The organism is uncultured Microbacterium sp., from assembly GCF_913776565.1.
GTDB lineage: Bacteria > Actinomycetota > Actinomycetes > Actinomycetales > Microbacteriaceae > Microbacterium.
The window spans coordinates 1-17,330 of record NZ_CAJYPF010000246.1 but is presented as its reverse complement, the minus strand read 5'-3'; the positions used below and the strand labels follow the sequence as shown (position 1 = coordinate 17,330).

At 70.2% G+C, this 17,330-nt stretch carries 17 protein-coding genes; 3 read left to right on the top strand and 14 right to left on the bottom strand.

Going from position 1 to position 17,330, the window contains the following annotated elements; translation table 11 throughout:
• Positions 1–24: 24 nt before the first annotated feature.
• Complete coding sequence (locus QZ433_RS13640) at positions 25–1,563, bottom strand: MFS transporter (RefSeq protein WP_295784487.1); 1,539 nt, start codon at positions 1,561–1,563, stop codon at positions 25–27.
• A gap of 79 nt (positions 1,564–1,642) precedes the next feature.
• On the opposite strand from QZ433_RS13640, the gene QZ433_RS13635 reads away from it, so the two are divergent.
• Complete coding sequence (locus QZ433_RS13635; RefSeq protein WP_295784485.1) at positions 1,643–2,185, top strand: TetR/AcrR family transcriptional regulator; 543 nt, start codon at positions 1,643–1,645, stop codon at positions 2,183–2,185.
• Between the two features lie 6 nt (positions 2,186–2,191).
• Here QZ433_RS13635 and QZ433_RS13630 read toward each other — a convergent pair whose 3' ends face one another.
• The 10 genes from QZ433_RS13630 to otsA all read right to left on the bottom strand — a co-directional run bounded on the left by QZ433_RS13630 (position 2,192) and on the right by otsA (position 12,949).
• Positions 2,192–2,368 (bottom strand): hypothetical protein, encoded by a 177-nt coding sequence (locus QZ433_RS13630; protein WP_295784483.1) that lies wholly within the window; start codon positions 2,366–2,368, stop codon positions 2,192–2,194.
• 108 nt (positions 2,369–2,476) lie between these two features.
• Positions 2,477–4,081: a phosphoglycerate dehydrogenase gene (gene serA / locus QZ433_RS13625; protein WP_295784481.1), complete on the bottom strand. Its 1,605-nt coding sequence runs from the start codon at positions 4,079–4,081 to the stop codon at positions 2,477–2,479.
• Between the two features lie 170 nt (positions 4,082–4,251).
• The gene (locus tag QZ433_RS13620) at positions 4,252–4,599 is read right to left on the bottom strand and encodes a bacitracin resistance protein (protein WP_295784480.1); all 348 of its coding nucleotides are present in this window, start codon (positions 4,597–4,599) and stop codon (positions 4,252–4,254) included.
• Positions 4,596–5,150, bottom strand: coding sequence for a DNA polymerase III subunit gamma/tau (locus tag QZ433_RS13615; protein WP_295784477.1), 555 nt, complete (start codon positions 5,148–5,150; stop codon positions 4,596–4,598). The genes QZ433_RS13620 and QZ433_RS13615 overlap by 4 nt, the downstream gene beginning before the upstream one ends.
• 138 nt (positions 5,151–5,288) lie before the next feature.
• Positions 5,289–6,314 (bottom strand): ketol-acid reductoisomerase, encoded by a 1,026-nt coding sequence (gene ilvC / locus QZ433_RS13610; protein WP_295784475.1) that lies wholly within the window; start codon positions 6,312–6,314, stop codon positions 5,289–5,291.
• A gap of 112 nt (positions 6,315–6,426) precedes the next feature.
• Positions 6,427–6,936 carry an acetolactate synthase small subunit gene (gene ilvN / locus QZ433_RS13605; protein WP_295784472.1) on the bottom strand — a complete coding sequence of 170 codons (510 nt, stop codon included), beginning with the start codon at positions 6,934–6,936 and terminating at the stop codon, positions 6,427–6,429.
• Position 6,937: 1 nt separating this feature from the next.
• A complete protein-coding gene (locus QZ433_RS13600; protein WP_295784470.1) occupies positions 6,938–8,746 on the bottom strand; it encodes an acetolactate synthase large subunit in 1,809 nt (602 codons plus the stop codon).
• Between the two features lie 44 nt (positions 8,747–8,790).
• Positions 8,791–10,509 carry a dihydroxy-acid dehydratase gene (gene ilvD, locus QZ433_RS13595; protein WP_295784467.1) on the bottom strand — a complete coding sequence of 573 codons (1,719 nt, stop codon included), beginning with the start codon at positions 10,507–10,509 and terminating at the stop codon, positions 8,791–8,793.
• Between the two features lie 124 nt (positions 10,510–10,633).
• The gene (gene otsB / locus QZ433_RS13590; protein ID WP_295784465.1) at positions 10,634–11,413 is read right to left on the bottom strand and encodes a trehalose-phosphatase; all 780 of its coding nucleotides are present in this window, start codon (positions 11,411–11,413) and stop codon (positions 10,634–10,636) included.
• A 48-nt stretch (positions 11,414–11,461) separates the two neighbouring features.
• Positions 11,462–12,949, bottom strand: coding sequence for an alpha,alpha-trehalose-phosphate synthase (UDP-forming) (otsA, locus tag QZ433_RS13585; protein WP_295784463.1), 1,488 nt, complete (start codon positions 12,947–12,949; stop codon positions 11,462–11,464).
• A 212-nt stretch (positions 12,950–13,161) separates the two neighbouring features.
• Between otsA and QZ433_RS13580 the strand changes: the two genes are divergently transcribed.
• Positions 13,162–13,416 carry a hypothetical protein gene (locus tag QZ433_RS13580; protein ID WP_295784461.1) on the top strand — a complete coding sequence of 85 codons (255 nt, stop codon included), beginning with the start codon at positions 13,162–13,164 and terminating at the stop codon, positions 13,414–13,416.
• A gap of 66 nt (positions 13,417–13,482) precedes the next feature.
• Here QZ433_RS13580 and QZ433_RS13575 read toward each other — a convergent pair whose 3' ends face one another.
• Genes QZ433_RS13575 through QZ433_RS13565 form a run of 3 tightly spaced genes read right to left on the bottom strand, consistent with a single transcriptional unit; the run spans position 13,483 to position 16,096 of the window.
• Complete coding sequence (locus tag QZ433_RS13575; protein ID WP_295784459.1) at positions 13,483–14,673, bottom strand: acetyl-CoA C-acetyltransferase; 1,191 nt, start codon at positions 14,671–14,673, stop codon at positions 13,483–13,485.
• Entirely contained in the window at positions 14,670–15,323 is a 654-nt protein-coding gene (locus tag QZ433_RS13570; protein WP_295784457.1) for a CoA transferase subunit B, read from the bottom strand. Before QZ433_RS13570 ends, QZ433_RS13575 begins: the two co-directional genes overlap by 4 nt.
• Positions 15,323–16,096 (bottom strand): CoA transferase subunit A, encoded by a 774-nt coding sequence (locus QZ433_RS13565; protein WP_295784455.1) that lies wholly within the window; start codon positions 16,094–16,096, stop codon positions 15,323–15,325. Before QZ433_RS13565 ends, QZ433_RS13570 begins: the two co-directional genes overlap by 1 nt.
• A gap of 227 nt (positions 16,097–16,323) precedes the next feature.
• Between QZ433_RS13565 and QZ433_RS13560 the strand changes: the two genes are divergently transcribed.
• The gene (locus QZ433_RS13560; RefSeq protein WP_295784453.1) at positions 16,324–17,130 is read left to right on the top strand and encodes an IclR family transcriptional regulator; all 807 of its coding nucleotides are present in this window, start codon (positions 16,324–16,326) and stop codon (positions 17,128–17,130) included.
• Positions 17,131–17,330 lie beyond the last annotated feature (200 nt).

Genomic DNA, 17,330 nt, shown 5'->3' with positions numbered 1-17,330 from the left:
GCTCTCCTCAGAGCTCGGGGCGCGTCACTTCGTCGACGCGCCGCGGGATGATCCCAGGGTAGTGGCAGCGATCACCCCGGCCACGACGATCAGTCCCGCGCCGATGAGCGCGGTGATCACGACACCCGAGTCGAACGCGTGCGCGGCCGCGACGCGCAGGGCCTCGGCCAGGGACGGGTCGTCGAGGGTCTGCGACACCGCGACGGCTCCGGCGAGGGTCTCACGGGCGGCCTGGGCCGCGGCATCCGGAAGCCCGGCCGGCAGCACCAGCTGCGCGCGATAGAAGGCCGCGAGGATGCCGCCGAGCACCGCCGTGCCCAGGACGGCCCCCACCTCGTACGCCGTCTCGGACACCGCGCTGGCAGCTCCGGCTTTCGCCGACGGAGCGCTCGAGAGGATGAGCTCGTTCGACACCGTCTCGGCCGCGCCGATGCCGATCCCGAGCAGACCGAACGCCACGATGAGCTGCACCAGATCGGCCGTCGAGAACGCGACGAGCACGTACGCCACGACCGAGAACGACAGGGCGACGGGCACCACGATGCGCGGCGCGAAGCGCTTGGCGACGGGCACGACCGCCAGACCCGAGACGATCATCAGCACCAGGCCCGGCAGCAGGGCGAAGCCCGCGACCATCGGAGACAGGCCGACGACGAGCTGCAGGTGCTGCGCCACGAAGTACAGGAAGCCGACCAGGCCCACGACGCTCAGCAGGTTGACGAGGATGGCGCCCGAGAAGGTGCCCCGGCCGAACAGCGTCATGTCGAGCATGGGCGTGGGGAGCGAGCGCTGACGCCGGACGAAGAGCCAGCCGAAGACGACGCCCACGACGAACAGGACAGGCGCAAGCGAGAGTGGACCGTCGACGGCCAACTTCTTGATGCCGTAGACGATCGGCACCATCGTCGCGAGCGACAGCAGCACGCTGACGGGGTCGAACCGGCCCGGGTTCGGGTCGCGGCTCTCGGGCACGAAGAACGGCGCGAGGATCAGCAGCGGCACGAGGACCGGGACGGCCATGAGGAAGACCGAGCCCCACGAGAAGTGCTCGAGCAGGAATCCGCCGACGATCGGCCCGAGGGCGGCGCCCGCCGAGAAGCCCGATGCCCAGATCGCGATCGCGAATCGGCGCTGATCACGGTCGCGGAAGATGCTGCGCAGCAGCGACAGCGTCGAGGGCATCAGCATCGCGCCGAAGACGCCCATGAGCGCGCGGCCGGTGATGAGCAGGGCCGCGGTGGGCGCGAACGCCGACAGCGCCGACACGGCCGCGAAGCCGGTCGCGCCGATGAGCAGCAGGCGGCGCCGGCCGAAGCGGTCGCCGAGCGTGCCCATGGTCACGAGCAGACCCGCCAGCACGAGGGGGTAGACGTCGATGATCCAGAGCTGCTCGATGCTCGTGGGCTGGAGCGACAGGGCGATCTCGGGCAGCGCGAAGCTCAGCACCGTGTTGTCGACCGAGACCAGCAGCACGGGCAGCATGAGCACCGCCAGCGCGAACCACCCGCGCCATCCGGCGCGGGTCACGGTGATGTCCGAGGTGGGCAGCGACGAGGTGAGCATGTACCGTTTCCGTTTCTAAACCGTCCAGCCGGTATAGTAACAGAGGTCGGCGTCCGCCCGCCAGTACGATCGAGGAGTCATGAGTCGCCCCCCTCTCGCCCGCGAAGCCGTGCTCGACGCGTTCACCCGCATCCTCGTCGACGACGGTGAACGCGCGGCGACGATGGATGCCACGGCCCGCGCGGCCGGCGTGTCCAAGGGCGGATTGCTCTATCACTTCGGGTCCAAGAGCGCCCTCGAAGAAGCACTGGTCCGTCGCCTCGAAGAACTGGCGCGCGAGGACGTGGCCGAGATCGAGAGGGCCGACGAGGGAGTGGTCGCCGCGCACCTGCGGTCGTCGCAGAACACCGGCTCGCCCCTCGACGTCACGATCCTTGCCGTGTCGCGACTCGCGCAGAACGGCAACGATGCGGCATCCACCTCTCTCCGCCGCGTGCGGGAGCTGTGGGAAGAGAGCCTCCGCGCGCACACGCGCGACGAGACGGCACTGCAGATGGTGCTGCTCGTCAGCGACGGCCTCTACTTCAACGCGGTGCTCGACCTCAACGCGGTACCCGGTCCCGCCCTCGAGGGGGCCGCGCTCGACCGCCTGATCGACGCCGTCGTCGCCGCGACCACCTGACGCGGGTCAGCGTCCGACGCGACGGCGGGATCGGCGCAGATCGACGACCACCCCGATGAGCACGAGCGCGCCCCCGATGATTCCCAGCAGTCCCAGCGGGCCGCGGCGCACGACGTCGGCGACACCGTCGATGAGGAACAGGATGCCGAGACCGGCCAGGATCAGACGGAGCACGAGCATCATGAGCGCATCATGCCGCGCTCGCTTCTGCGTCCGCCGAGAGCGACGCGCCGTGACCGACGGAAGAGGGGGCCGCGTGCCGCGACCCCCTCTCCACGCACTCGTGCGGCCTCAGCCCTCGACGATCTCGATCTGCCGGAACAGGTCGGCGCCGACGGCCTCGCGCATCGCGTCGAGGATCTCGTCCGGCACCGGCGAGTCGACCGTGAGCACCGACAGCGCGCGGCCCGTGGCATCCTGCGCCGCGACCTGCAGACCGGCGATGTTGATGCCGGCGTCGCCGAGCTTCTGGCCGTAGATGGCGACGATGCCCGGGCGGTCGGCGTAGCGCATGACGACGTGGTGCCGTTCGATCGGCACCTCGATGTCGTAGCCGTTGATCGACACGACCTTGGGCACCATGCGCGTACCGGCGAGCGTGCCGGCGACCTCGAGGGTCGAGCCGTCGGCCAGGGTGCCGCGCAGGATCGTGATGTTGCGGTATAGCGGGCTCTCGGCCTCGACGACCAGGCGCGCCTCGACGCCGCGCTGCTCGGCGAACAGCGGCGCGTTGACGTACGACACGGTCTCGCTGACGATGCGGCTGAAGTACCCCTTGAGCGCCGCGAGACGGTAGACGCTGACGTCGTACTGCGCGAGCTCGCCGCGCACCTCGATGTCCAGGCTCGTCAGGGCGCTGTCGGCGAGTCCGCTGAAGAACTGACCCAGCATCTCGACGAGCGCGATGCCCGGACGCACGAAGGGGTCGATCGCTCCCCCGGCGACGTTCACGGCATCCGGGACCAGATCGCCCTCGAGCGCGAGCTTGACGCTGCGCGCGACCGAAACGCCCGCCTTCTCCTGCGCCTCTTCGGTGCTGGCGCCCAGGTGCGGGGTGACGACGACGTTGGGCAGATCGAGCAGCTTGCGGGCGGGGCCTCCCTCGGCCGGCGGCTCGGTCGAGAACACGTCGAGGCCGGCGCCGGCGATCTCGCCGGAGGTGAGCGCCTCGAACAGCGCCTCTTCGTCGATGAGCCCACCGCGGGCCACGTTGATGACGTACGCGCTCTTCTTCATGCGGCGCAGCTGGTCGGCACCGATCATGCCGGTCGTCTCGGGCGTCTTCGGCATGTGGATCGTGACGAAGTCGCTCTGCTCGAGCAGTTCGTCGAGCGAGACGAGCTGCACGCCCAGCTGCTGGGCGCGGGCGGCGGTGACATAGGGGTCGTACGCGATGACGCGCATGTCGAAGCCCTGCAGGCGCGCGGCGATCAAGGCGCCGATGCGGCCGAGGCCGATGATGCCGATGGTCTTCTCGAACAGCTCGGTGCCGGTGAAAGAGCTGCGCTTCCACAGTCCCTGGGCGAGCGAGGCGTGGGCGGCCGGGATGCGGCGCGCGAGGCTCAGCACGTGACCGACGGTCAGCTCGGCCGCCGAGATGATGTTGGACGTCGGGGCGTTGACGACCATGACACCGGCCGCGGTGGCCGCCTTGATGTCGACGTTGTCGAGGCCGACACCGGCGCGGGCGACCACCTTGAGCGACGGCGCCGCGGTCAGGGCCTCGGCATCGATCTGGGTGGCCGAGCGCACGAGCACCGCGTGTGCGTCGGCCAGGGCCGAGAGCAGCGCGGGGCGGTCGGTCCCGTCGACGTTGCGCACGTCGAAATCGGGGCCGAGCGCGTCGATCGTGGCGGGAGAGAGTTCTTCGGCGATGAGCACGACGGGCTTCGTCACGGATGCGTCCTTCGAAACGGTGCTGGGGACCGGCGCGCACCGCCGCACACCGCCGGCGCGAGCCGGGCGCGCGGCCCGTGCGGGCCGTGTGTCAGCCTAGCGCGGCGTCACCGAGCCTCCCGACCGTGTGACGTCGCTCTCTTCCCGCCGGGATGCCGCGCCCCAGGCCCTCAGCCGCCGTACAGGCCGTACGACGTCGTGCCGTAGCCGACGATCGCGAGCCAGAACGCCGCCGACAGCGTCAGCCCGGCGAGCAGCACGATCGCGAACTGCCCCGCCGCGCGGCGGGCACCGATCGCGAAGGCGATGCCGAAGGCGATGAGGGGGAAGACGATCGGCAGGATGTAGACGAACCATCCCAGGCCATTCAGGCCGAGCGGACCGTTGACCTGCTGGATGAGCAGCGCGACCGCGCTCCACACCACGTAGGCGTAGAACAGGCCGAACAACCCCGCGATCGTGACGACCAGCCACGTGGGCAACCGGCGGACGGACGCCTTCTTCGCGTCTGCGCTCATGCGAACACCCCCAACGACAGGAACGGCCACGGCACGAGCAGCACGATCCCCAGGATCAGCAGCAGGAAACGCTGCCACGTGCGCCACGCCCGGGTGAGGGCCAGGACGGCGACGAACCACACCATCGGGGCGAGCGCGGCGGCGATCGTCAGCGACACCAGGGTCACGTCGGGGATCGGCAGGCCGAGACCGCGCAGCTGGAACCCCGCGATCAGCCAGCCGACCGCGAAGAGCACGAAGGTCGCCGCCACCATGCCGATCCCGACGAGACCGACGTTGCCCAGCGGCGCCGCGTGCGCGGCATCCGCGTCCACCTCGGTCCCGGCCTCTTCGCTCTCCGCGGGGGACGGCTCGGGATGCCGCTCGACCGGCGCCGCGGGCGGCTGCAGGGGCTCCGGTTCCGGCTCCGGCTGCAGGGGCTCCGGCTCCGCAGTCCACGCGGCGCCCGGCGCCGCGTCGGCCGCACCGGGCGTCCGCTTCTCACCGACGTCGAGGGTGGGGTCGTCGTCACCGCCCCACGAGAGGGCGTCGTCATCGCGCGGAGTACTCACCCGACCACGGTAGCGCCGCTCCCCCGCCGCCCGGCCGCGCCCCGCCGTGCGGGCGTGCGCGGCATCCGGGACCGAGACGACCCGCACAGACGGCGAACGCCCCGCGGCCGAAGCCGCGGGGCGTTCGATAGACGCGGGTCAGCGCGCCGCGGAACCCTCGACGTAGTCGGCGTCCTGCTGCTTCCACGCGAACAGGCCGCGCAGCTCGCGACCAGTGGCCTCGATGGGGTGACCCTGCTCCTTCTCGCGGAGCTCGAGGAACTCGGTGGCGCCGTTGTCCTGGTCGGCGATGAAGCGCTCGGCGAAGGCACCCGACTGGATGTCGGCGAGCACGGCCTTCATGTTCTCCTTCACGTCGGGCGAGATGACGCGGGGACCCGAGACGTAGTCGCCGTACTCGGCGGTGTCCGAGATCGACCAGCGCTGCTTGGCGATGCCGCCCTCCCACATCAGGTCGACGATGAGCTTGAGCTCGTGCAGCACCTCGAAGTAGGCGATCTGCGGCTGGTAGCCCGCCTCGGTCAGCGTCTCGAAGCCGTACTGGACGAGGTGGCTCATGCCACCGCACAGCACCGCCTGCTCGCCGAACAGGTCGGTCTCGGTCTCTTCGGTGAAGGTCGTCTTGATGACGCCGGCACGGGTGCCGCCGATGGCCTTCGCGTACGACAGGGCGGTGTCCCAGGCCGAGCCCGAGGCGTCGCGCTCGACGGCGATGATGTCGGGAATGCCACGACCCGCGACGTACTCGCGACGCACGGTGTGACCCGGCGCCTTCGGAGCGACGAGGATGACGTCGACACCCTCGGGGGCGTCGATGTAACCGAAGCGGATGTTGAAGCCGTGCGCGAAGGCGAGCGTCTTGCCCTCGGTCAGCTTGTCCTTGATGGAGTCGGCGTAGATCGAGCGCTGGTGCTGGTCGGGCGCCAGGATCATGATCAGGTCGGCCCACTCGGCCGCGTCGGCGACGTTCTTGACCTCGAAGCCGTCCTCCTGGGCCTTCGCGGTCGACTTCGAGCCGTCCTTGAGGGCGATGACGACCTCGACACCGGAGTCGCGGAGGTTCTGCGCGTGCGCGTGACCCTGCGAGCCGTAGCCGACGATCGCGACCTTCTTGCCCTGGATGATCGAGAGGTCGGCGTCGTCGTCGTAGAAGATCTCTGCCATGGAACTTTCTCCTTGGTTACAGGTCCCTGAGCTTGTCGAAGGGACCGGGGGTTGTGGGACGAGAGAAGTGGGGGTGTCGGACCCTTCGACAGGCTCGGGGACCGACGGGGTCTCAGCCGCGCAGGACGCGCTCGGTGATGCTCTTGCCGCCGCGGCCGACGGCGAGCAGGCCCGACTGCGCGAGCTCCTTCACGCCGAAGGGCTCGATCGCCTTGAGGAAAGCGTCGACCTTTCCCTTGTCGCCGGTGATCTCGATCACGACGGCATCGGGGGCGTAGTCGACGACCGAGGCGCGGAAGAGGTTCACGACCTCGAGCACGTTGGAGCGGGTGGCGTTGTCGGCGCGCACCTTCACGAGGACGTGCTCGCGCTGAACGGATGCCGCGGGATCGAGCTCGACGATCTTGATGACGTTGATCAGCTTGTTCAACTGCTTCGTCACCTGCTCGAGGGGCAGGCCCTCGACGTCGACGACGACCGTGATGCGCGAGAGGCCCGGGACCTCGGTGACACCCACGGCGAGGGATTCGATGTTGAACCCGCGGCGGGCGAACAGGCCCGCCACACGCGTCAGCAGACCCGGCTTGTCCTCGACGAGGAGGCTCAGAACGTGACGAGACATCTCAGTCCTCCTGCTCGGCGAAGGCGGGCGAGTGATCGCGCGCGTACTGGACGTAGCTGTTGCTGACGCCCTGAGGAACCATCGGCCACACCATGGCGTCGGCGCTCACGACGAAGTCGATCACGACGGGACGGTCGTTCGTGTCGAGCGCGAGCTGGATCGCGGCGTCGATCTCGTCTTCCTTCTCGACGCGGATCGCGAGGCAACCGTAAGCCTCGGCGAGCTTGACGAAGTCGGGGATGCGACGCGTGCCGTGACCCGTGTTCAGGTCGGTGTTGGAGTGACGTCCCTCGAAGAACAGCGTCTGCCACTGGCGCACCATGCCCAGCGAGGAGTTGTTGATGATCGCGACCTTGATGGGAATGTCGTTGATGACGCAGGTCGCGAGCTCCTGATTGGTCATCTGGAAGCAGCCGTCGCCGTCGATCGCCCACACGGCGCGCTCGGGCTGGGCGACCTTGGCCCCCATGGCCGCGGGCACGGCGTAGCCCATAGTGCCGGCGCCGCCGGAGTTGAGCCAGGCGTTGGGGCGCTCGTACTTGATGAACTGCGCGGCCCACATCTGGTGCTGGCCGACGCCGGAGGCGTACACGCCCTCGGGGCCGGTCAGCTCGCCGATGCGCTGGATGACGTACTGGGGCGAGAGCAGACCGTCCGAGGTCGGGGTGTACCCGAGCGGGAACTCCTCGCGGAGGCCGTTCAGGTAGGTCCACCACTCGGTGTAGTCGTGCGGGTGCTCGGCGTCGGCGGCGCGGAACGCGGCATCCAGGTCGACGAGGACCTCTTTGAGGTCGCCCACGATGGGCACGTCGGCGGTGCGGATCTTCGAGATTTCGGCGGGGTCGATGTCGACGTGCACGACCTGGGCGTGCGGGGCGAACAGCGCCGCCTTGCCGGTCACGCGGTCGTCGAAGCGTGCCCCGAGCGACACGATCAGGTCGCTCTCCTGCAGCGCGAGCACGGCGGGGACCGTGCCGTGCATACCGGGCATGCCCAGGTGCTGCTCGTGCGAGTCGGGGAACGCGTCGCGCGCCATGAGGGTCGTGACCAGCGGAGCACCCGTCGCCTCGGCGAGCACCTTGAGCTCGGCCGCGGCGTTCGCGCGGATGGTTCCGCCGCCGACGTAGAGCACGGGCTTCTTGGCGGTGGCCAGCAGGTGCGCCGCGGCCTGGATCTGCTTGCCGTGAGCCTTGGTGACCGGGCGGTAGCCGGGCAGGTCGACCTTGGGGGGCCACACGAAGGGCGCCTCGGCCTGCTGCGCATCCTTCGTGATGTCGACCAGCACGGGTCCCGGTCGACCCGTCGACGCGATCTCGAAGGCGGCCGCGATCGCGCCGGGGATCTCCTCGGCCGTCTTCACCAGGAACGAGTGCTTGGTGATCGGCATCGTGATGCCGACGATGTCGGCCTCTTGGAAGGCGTCCGTGCCCATGAGGGTCGAGAACACCTGTCCGGTGATGCACACCAACGGCACCGAATCCATGTAGGCGTCGGCGATCGCGGTGACCAGGTTGGTCGCGCCGGGACCCGACGTCGCGATCGCGACGCCGACCTTGCCGGATGCCGCGGCATAGCCCTCGGCGGCGTGGCCGGCGCCCTGCTCGTGACGCACGAGGATGTGGCGGACGTGCTCGTCGTCCATGAGCGGGTCGTAGACGGGCATGATCGCCCCGCCCGGCAGACCGAACACGTCGGTGACGCCGAGGAGGTCGAGCGAGCGGACCACCGCCTGCGCCCCCGACATCACGGGCGCCGGAGCGGTGCGGGCAGGCGGCCGGGGCACGGCCGCCGTAGGGGAATCGATGGACATGGGAGTACCTCGAGAACCGGGAGAAGGTGAGAAGGGGATGGCCGTCAGCCCGTGACCGCGCCCTCCGCGGCGGAGTGCACGAGCTTGGAGTACTTGGCCAGAACGCCACGGGTATAGCGCGGGGGAAGCGGTTCCCACCCATCACGGCGGGAACTCAGCTCGGCCTCATCGACGATCAAGTCGAGAGTGCGAGCGGCGATATCGACCCGTATCAGATCACCATCGCGCACGAAGGCGATGGGACCTGCGTCCACCGCTTCGGGAGCTATGTGGCCGATGCACAGGCCGGTTGTGCCGCCTGAGAATCGTCCGTCCGTCAACAGTAGTACATCTTTTCCGAGCCCCGCGCCCTTGATGGCGGCGGTGATCGCGAGCATCTCGCGCATGCCGGGGCCGCCCTTCGGGCCCTCGTAGCGGATGACGACGACGTCGCCGGCGGCGATCTCGCCCGCCTCGAGGGCGTCCATCGCTCCGCGCTCGCGCTCGAACACGCGGGCGGGACCCTCGAACACGTTGCCGTCGAAGCCGGCCGACTTCACGACCGCACCCTCGGGCGCCATCGAGCCGTGCAGGATCGTGATGCCGCCGGTCGCATGGATCGGGTCGTCGAAGGCGTGGATGACCTTGCCGTCGACGGGGTCGGGGTTCAGGTCGGCCAGGTTCTCGGCGAGCGTCTTGCCGGTGACGGTCAGCGCGTCGCCGTGCAGGAGCCCCTCGTCGAGCATCGCCTTCATGATGACCGGGATGCCGCCGTGGCGGTCGACGTCGTTCATGACGTACTGCCCGAAGGGCTTCATGTCGGCCACGTGGGGCGTGCGGTCGCCGATGCGGTTGAAGTCGTGCAGGTTCAGCTCGACCTCGGCCTCGTTCGCGATCGCGAGCAGGTGGAGGACGACGTTGGTCGAGCCGCCGAGCGCCATGGCGAGGGCGATGGCGTTCTCGAACGCCTCTTTCGTGAGGATGTCGCGCGTCGTGATGCCCTGACGCAGCAGGTTGACGACGGCCTCGCCCGAGCGGTGCGCGAAGTAGTCGCGGCGGCGGTCGGCGGACGGCGGGGCGGCCGAGCCGGGCAGGCTCAGGCCGAGGGCCTCGGCGACCGACGCCATGGTGTTGGCCGTGTACATGCCGCCGCAGGCGCCCTCACCGGGGGCGATCGCGCACTCGATGCGCTTGAGGTCTTCTTCGCTCATCTTGCCCGCGAGGCACGCGCCCACGGCCTCGAACGAGTCGATGATCGTGACGTCCTTCTCGGTGCCGTCGCTGAGCTTGACCCAGCCCGGCGCGATGGATCCGGCGTAGAGGAAGACACTCGACAGGTCGAGACGAGCGGATGCCATGAGCATGCCCGGGATGGACTTGTCGCAGCCGGCGAGCAGCACGGAGCCGTCGAGGCGCTCGGCCATCATGACCGTCTCGACGCTGTCGGCGATGACCTCGCGCGAGACGAGCGAGAAGTGCATGCCCTCGTGGCCCATGGAGATGCCGTCCGAGACCGAGATGGTGCCGAACTGCAGCGGGTAGCCGCCGCCGGAGTGCACGCCCTCTTTCGCGCCCTGCGCGAGGCGGTCGAGGCTGAGGTTGCAGGGGGTGATCTCGTTCCAGCTCGACGCGATGCCGATCTGGGGCTTGTCCCAGTCCTCGTCGCCCATGCCGACCGCGCGGAGCATTCCACGCGAGGTGGTGGCTTCGATGCCGTCGGTGACGACGCGACTGCGGGGCTTGATGTCGAACTCGCCGGTGTTCGGATTCTGCGGTGCGGGCATTCTCGAAGTCTATTGCGAGCCGCACGCGACCGATGCCGAACGGGCGGCGAACGGAGGATTCATAGACGCCCGCGACCGTGGACGCGCCCGCCGGCCGCCCCCGCGCGAGTCGCGCGACCTCGGCTCAGCGCGTGTGAGCGCGACGCAGCCGCACGATCTGCTCCAGCACCGCCACGAACGCGTCGATGTCGGCGACGCGCAGCGTCGCGGCCGTCTCGCCGTCGCCGACGCGCACGCCGAGATCGCCCGGCCGGAGCGACCGCAGGGCGTCCTCGTCCGTCACGTCATCGCCGGCGAAGAGAACCGCGCTCGCCCCGAGACGCTCCCGCAGGTGCGCGACGGCGGAGTCCTTGCCCTCGTGACGGAACGAGAACTCGAGGATGTCATGACCGGTACGGCGTCGCCACGAGGGAGCCTCGGCGGCGAGGATCTCGTCGGTCGCCGCCCGCGCGGCGCGCGCGGTCTCGGCATCCGCTGTCCGCGTGTGCCGGCCGCGACCGAAATGCTTCGGCTCCACGCGGACGCCCGGCAGGGCGGCGACGGCGTCGCGGATCTCGGTCGTCAGGCGATCGCGCAGGGCGCGGTCGTCGGCGTCGTCGTCGGACTCCGCGGCGACGGAACCCGGTTCCCACGACTCGGCGCCGTGCGAACCCATGAGCCACCACGGCGAGGCATCGTCGTGCTCGGCGATGACGCGCAGGTCGCCGAGCGTGCGGCCCGAGACCAGGGCGACCGTCGTCGCGGGGAGGGCGGCGAGCTCGTCGAGCGCGGCGCGGGCGCCGGGGGTCATGCGCGCCGACATCGGCTCGTCGACGAGCGGCGAGAGGGTGCCGTCGAAATCGAGCGCGATCAACAGCGTCGCGGTGGTGGCGACGGCCTCGACGGCGGCGTCAGCGGCGGTCATGCGGCATCCCTTCCTCAGCGTCCGGGAGAACCGTCACGAGGGTGCGGCTCATCCGGCATCCGTCTCGTCGATCGGCTCGCGCTCGGGGGTCGACCCGTCGTCGTGCGCGGTGATCTGGGCGGCGGCCGCCGCGGTCGAGGCCTTCTCGTGGAACACAGACAGTGCCTCGAGGAAGTCACGGGACCAGTCCTCGACGTCGTGGTCGCGCACGCGCTTGCGCAGCGCCCGCATGCGGCGCCCCTGTTCGGCGGCGGGCATCTCGAGGGCGCGGACGATGGCGTCCTTCATGCCGTCGATGTCGTGCGGGTTGATGAGCAGAGCGCTGCCCATCTCGTCGGCGGCGCCGGCGAACTCGCTCAGCAGCAGCACTCCGCGGTTGTCGACGCGGCTGGCCACGTACTCCTTCGCGACGAGGTTCATGCCGTCGCGCAGCGCCGTGACGAGCATGATGTCGGCGGCGAGGAAGAGGGCCACCATCTCGTCACGCGGATACGACTGGTGCAGATAGCGGATCGCGGTGTGGGTCGTGGTGTCGTGGTCGCCGTTGATGCGGCCGACGGTCATCTCGATCTCGTCGCGCAGCTGCACGTAGGCCTCGACGCGTTCGCGGCTGGGGCTGGCGACCTGCACGAGGGTGGCGTCCTCGACGGTGGCGCGGCCGTCCTCGAGCAGCTCGCCCCACGCCTTCAGGCGGTGACGGATGCCCTTGGTGTAGTCGAGCCGGTCGACGCCGAGCAGGATCTTGCGGGGATTGCCGAGACCCTCGCGGATCTCTTTCGCGCGCTGCTGGATCTCGGGCTTCTGCGCGAGTTCGACGTACGACTCCGCGTCGATCGAGATCGGGAACGCCTTGGCGAGGGCCACGCGCGTCGTCTCGCCCTCGGGGACGACGATGCCGCTGGCCTTGGTCTCGTACCGCAGCTGCCGCCGCACGGCGCGGGCGAAGTTGCCGGCGTCGGCGACGCGCTGGAACCCGATGACGTCGGCGCCGAGGAGTCCCTCGAGCACCTGCTTGCGCCACGGGAGCTGCGCGTAGAGCCCGTACGCGGGGAACGGGATGTGGTGGAAGTACCCGATCGTGAGGTCGGGACGCAGCTCGCGCAGCATCTTGGGCACGAGCTGCAGCTGGTAGTCCTGCACCCACACGATGCCGCCGTCGGCGGCGACCTCGGCCGCGGCCTCGGCGAAACGCCGGTTGACCTTGACGTACGCGTCCCACCAGGCGCGCTTGTACGTCGGCGCGGCGATGACGTCGTGGTACAGCGGCCAGATCGTGTCGTTCGAGAAGCCCTCGTAATAGAGCTCCACGTCGGAGGCCGACAGCGTGACCGGAACGAGGTGCGTACCGTCGAACTCGAAGGGCTCGACGGTGGTGTCGGCCTGGCCGGCCCAGCCCACCCACGCGCCCTCGGCGCGACGCATCACGGGTTCGAGGGCGGTGACGAGACCGCCGGGTGAGCGTCGCCACCCCTCGCCGTCGGGGGTGCGGTCGACGGGCAGCCGGTTGGCGACGACGACGAAATCGGCCTGGGTCACAGGTCCTCCTCGGGGATCGTCCTCAGGCTAACAGCGGGCGATCCACCCCCACGGGGGATAGACGTCCCGCGCAGGTCCACCCCTCGATAAACGCCGCGTGTGTCGAGACACGGTGCCTGACCGCGTGTCTCGGCACGCGCGGCGTTTATCGGCGGGGTGGGGCGCGGTGTCAAGGAGCGGCATCCACCCGTGCTGCTCGATAGGTTGAGAGCATGCGCCAGTACATCTTCGGAACCGGTCTCCTCAGCGCCATCACCGGTGGCGTCACCCTGCTCCGCGGCCTCAAGAACGATGAGCCGTTCACGTGGCGCACCGCGCTGGCGTGGCTCAGCTGGGGCATCACCCTCGCCCTCGCCATCGGCGCGGTCGTCGACACGCGTCGCGCCCGCCGCGGCCGCACGATCGCGGGCGACTCCCCCATCTCGAAGAAGCAGGGCAAGCTGCTGAAGAAGCGTCTCGCGCGCTGACCCCCTGACGATCGAGGGGATGCCGCAGCCCTGGGGCGCGGCATCCCCTCGTCGTTTCTCGAGGTGTCAGCGGGTCAGGATCAGCGCGTCGCCCTGACCACCGCCACCGCAGAGGGCGACCGCGGCCGTGCCGCTCCCCCGCCGGACGAGTTCGTGCACCGCGTGCACCACGAGGCGGTTGCCGGACGCGCCGATCGGGTGACCGATCGCGATCCCGCCGCCGTGCGGGTTGACGATGTCATCGGACACGCCGAGCTCGGCCTGCGAGCGCGCGACGACGGCACCGAAGGCCTCGTTGATCTCGACGAGGTCCAGATCGGATGCCGCCAGCCCCTGCTTCTCGAGCGCCTTCGCGATCGCGCGGGCGGGCTGGGCGTGCAGCGAGTTGTCGGGGCCGGCGACCTGGCCGGCCGCACCGACGACGGCCAGGACGTCCCAACCGTGCTCCTCGGCGGTGGCGCGGGTGGTCACGACCACCGCGGACGCGCCGTCCGAGATCTGCGAGGCGTTGCCGGCGGTGATCGAGCCGCCTTCGGCGAAGGCCGGCCGCAGCGTCGCGAGCGTCTCGATCGTCGTGTCGGCGCGGATGCCCTCGTCGGCCGTGACGATCACGGGGTCGCCCTTGCGTCGCGGGATCGACACCGGCACGATCTCGGCGTCGAAGACTCCCTCGGCCTGCGCGGCGGCGGCGCGTTGGTGCGAACGCGCGGCAACGGCGTCCTGGGCCTCGCGGGTCACGTCGTAGCGGGCGTTCGCGCGTTCGGTCGAGGCGCCCATGCTCTCGCGGTCGTACGCGTCGGTCAGACCGTCGTAGGCCATGTGGTCGAGCACCTCGACCGAGCCGTAGGCGTAGCCGTCGCGCGAGTTCATCAGCAGGTGCGGGGCGCGGGTCATCGACTCCATACCCGCGGCGACGACGACCGTCGCGTCCCCGAGGCGCAGCATGCGCGCGGCGTCGATGATCGCGGTGAGACCGGACAGGCAGACCTTGTTGATCGTGGCGCTGTGCACGTCCCACCCGATGCCCGCCTCGATCGCCGCCTGCCGCGCGGCGTTCTGTCCCGCGCCGGCCTGCAGCACCTGGCCCACGAGCACCGCGTCGACGGTGTCGGCGGCGATGCCCCCGCGCTCGAGGGCACCGCGGATGGCCGCTGCCCCCAACTGCACCGCCGTGAGCGGCGCGAGCTGACCCTTGAGCCGGCCCTGCGGGGTGCGGGCGGCGGCGACGATGACGACATCGTCCTTCTGTGCGTTCATGCGTGCTGCTCCTCAGCGAGTCGGACGATCAATGCGGGCTCGGTGGCGGCTCGCACCTCGTCGAGACTCACCCCGGGGGCGGTCTCGACGAGCACCAGTCCATCCTCGGTCACATCGATGACGGCGAGGTCGGTGATGATGCGATCGACCACGCCGCGGCCGGTCAGCGGGAGCGAGCACGCGTCGACGATCTTGGGCGAGCCGTCCCGGGCGACGTGCTCCATGAGCACGATCACGCGGGCCGCTCCGTGCACGAGGTCCATCGCGCCGCCGGGGCCCTTCACCATCTTTCCGGGGATCATCCAGTTCGCCAGATCTCCGGATGCCGACACCTGCATCGCCCCGAGGATGGCGGCGTCGATCTTGCCGCCGCGGATCATGCCGAAGCTCAGCGCCGAGTCGAAGAACGCGGCCCCCGCGAGGGTCGTCACGGTCTCCTTGCCGGCGTTGATGAGGTCGGCGTCCACGGCGTCCTCGGTCGGGTACGGCCCGACGCCGAGGATGCCGTTCTCGGACTGCAGCACCACGGTCACTCCGTCGGGGACGTGGTTGGGCACGAGGGTGGGCAGGCCGATGCCGAGGTTCACGTAGGCGCCGTCGGCGAGTTCGCGGGCGGCGCGGGCCGCCATCTCGATGCGGGACAGGGCCATCAGCGGGTCTCCTCACGGACGGTGCGCTTCTCGATGCGCTTCGGAACGTCGGGCCCGACCCCCACGATGCGGTGGACGTACACGCCCGGGAGGTGGACGGCATCCGGGTCGATCTCTCCGGGCTCGACGAGGTGCTCGACCTGCACGATGCACGTGCGGCCGGCCATCGCGGCGAGCGGGTTGAAGGCGCGGGCGGCCTTGCGGAAGACGAGGTTGCCGTGCCGGTCGCCCTTCCACGCGTGCACGAGCGCGTAGTCGGTGGTGATGGCCTCTTCGAGGACGAACTCGCGGGGTTCGCCGTTCACCTCGAACGTGCGGACGTCCTTCGCGGGCGAGGCGACGGCGACGGCGCCCGATCCGTCGTAGCGGCGCGGCAGGCCGCCCTCGGCGACCTGCGTGCCGACGCCCGTCTGGGTGTAGAAGGCCGCGATACCCGACCCTCCGGCGCGCAGTTTCTCGGCGAGCGTTCCCTGCGGGGTGAGTTCGAGTTCGAGCTCGCCCGAGAGGAACTGCCGCTCGAATTCCTTGTTCTCGCCGACATACGACGAGGTCATCTTGCGAATGCGACCGGCGCCGAGCAGGACGCCCAGACCCCAGTCGTCGACGCCGCAGTTGTTCGACACGACCGAGAGGTCGCGGGTGCCCTGGGCGAGAAGTGCCTCGATGAGGGCGATGGGGTTGCCCGAGAGGCCGAACCCGCCGACGGCGAGCGAGGCCCCGTCGGCGATGTCGGCGACGGCCTCGGCGGCGGATGCGACGGTCTTGTCGATCATGAGGTTCCCCCACGAATGGCGGCGCGGCGCGCCGCGGGCGAGAGCAGAGACTCGTCGATCATGAGCGTCCTCCGCGGGTGATGACGCCGTGCGGCGCGGGCGGGGACGAGGTCGTGTGGATCACGCGGACTCCTTCGTAACAGCGTGGTTCCACTCTCGGCCGCGGAGTCGCCGCGGGGCGACCGCGTTCTTGTCATGTGGATGCCGAAGAGCGTAGCGTCCACATCGTGGACACCCCCGCTTCATCCGCCGCCCCCGTCAGCCCGCCCGCTGTCCCCGGCGCCCAGTCCATCGCGCGCGCCGCGCACCTGCTGCGCCTGGTCACGGCTTCCGGAGACGGCGGTGCCGGAGTCGCCGATCTGGCGCGCGAGGCGGGACTGACCAGGCCGACGGCGCATCGACTGCTGAGCGCCCTGCGGGTCGAGGGTCTCGTCGACCGCGACGACGCGAGCGGACACTGGCTTCCCGGGCCGGAACTGTTCCTGATGGGCAGTGTGGCGGCATCCCGCTTCGACATCACCGCGATCGCGCGCGACATCGTCCGCTCCCTCGCGGTGCGGACGGAGGAGAGCGCGTTCCTGTCGGTGCGGCGAGGCGACGAGACGGTGTGCCTCGTGCGCGAGGACGGGAGCTTCCCGATCCGGTCGTTCGTGCTGTCGGAGGGGGTGCGGTTTCCGCTCGGGGTGGCATCGGCGGGGCTGGCGATCCTGGCCTTCCTGCCACCCGAGGACGTGGACGCGTATCTCGAGCGGCATCCGGAGCTGTCCGAGAGGTGGGGAGCCTCGCATTCCCCCGCGCGCTTGCGGTCGCGCATCGCCGACACGAAGGCCCGCGGCTATGCGGTCAATCCCGGCCTGATCGTCGAAGGCAGCTGGGGCGTGGGAGCCGCGGTGTTCACGCGGGCGGGCGATCCGCAGTGGGCGCTGAGCCTGACCGGGGTGGAGTTCCGCTTCGGCGGCGAGCGCCTCGCGGAGCTGGGGCGGATCCTGCTGGCGCACGCCCATCAGCTCTCGACGCGGATCGCGGCGCGGTAGCCGCGGCATCCCGCCCCTTTTCCCGCGTGCGACAGTGCGCGGTCATCGCGGCATCCGCCATTCGATACCCCAAGTATATAACAGGGGTATACTTTTCGGTATGACCCGCGACGACGACCTGCAGCGACTCCTGCTCGCGGTGCACGCCCTCACGCGCATCGCGGCCCTCGACACCCAGAGCGAAGCCCCCGCCGCCCAGT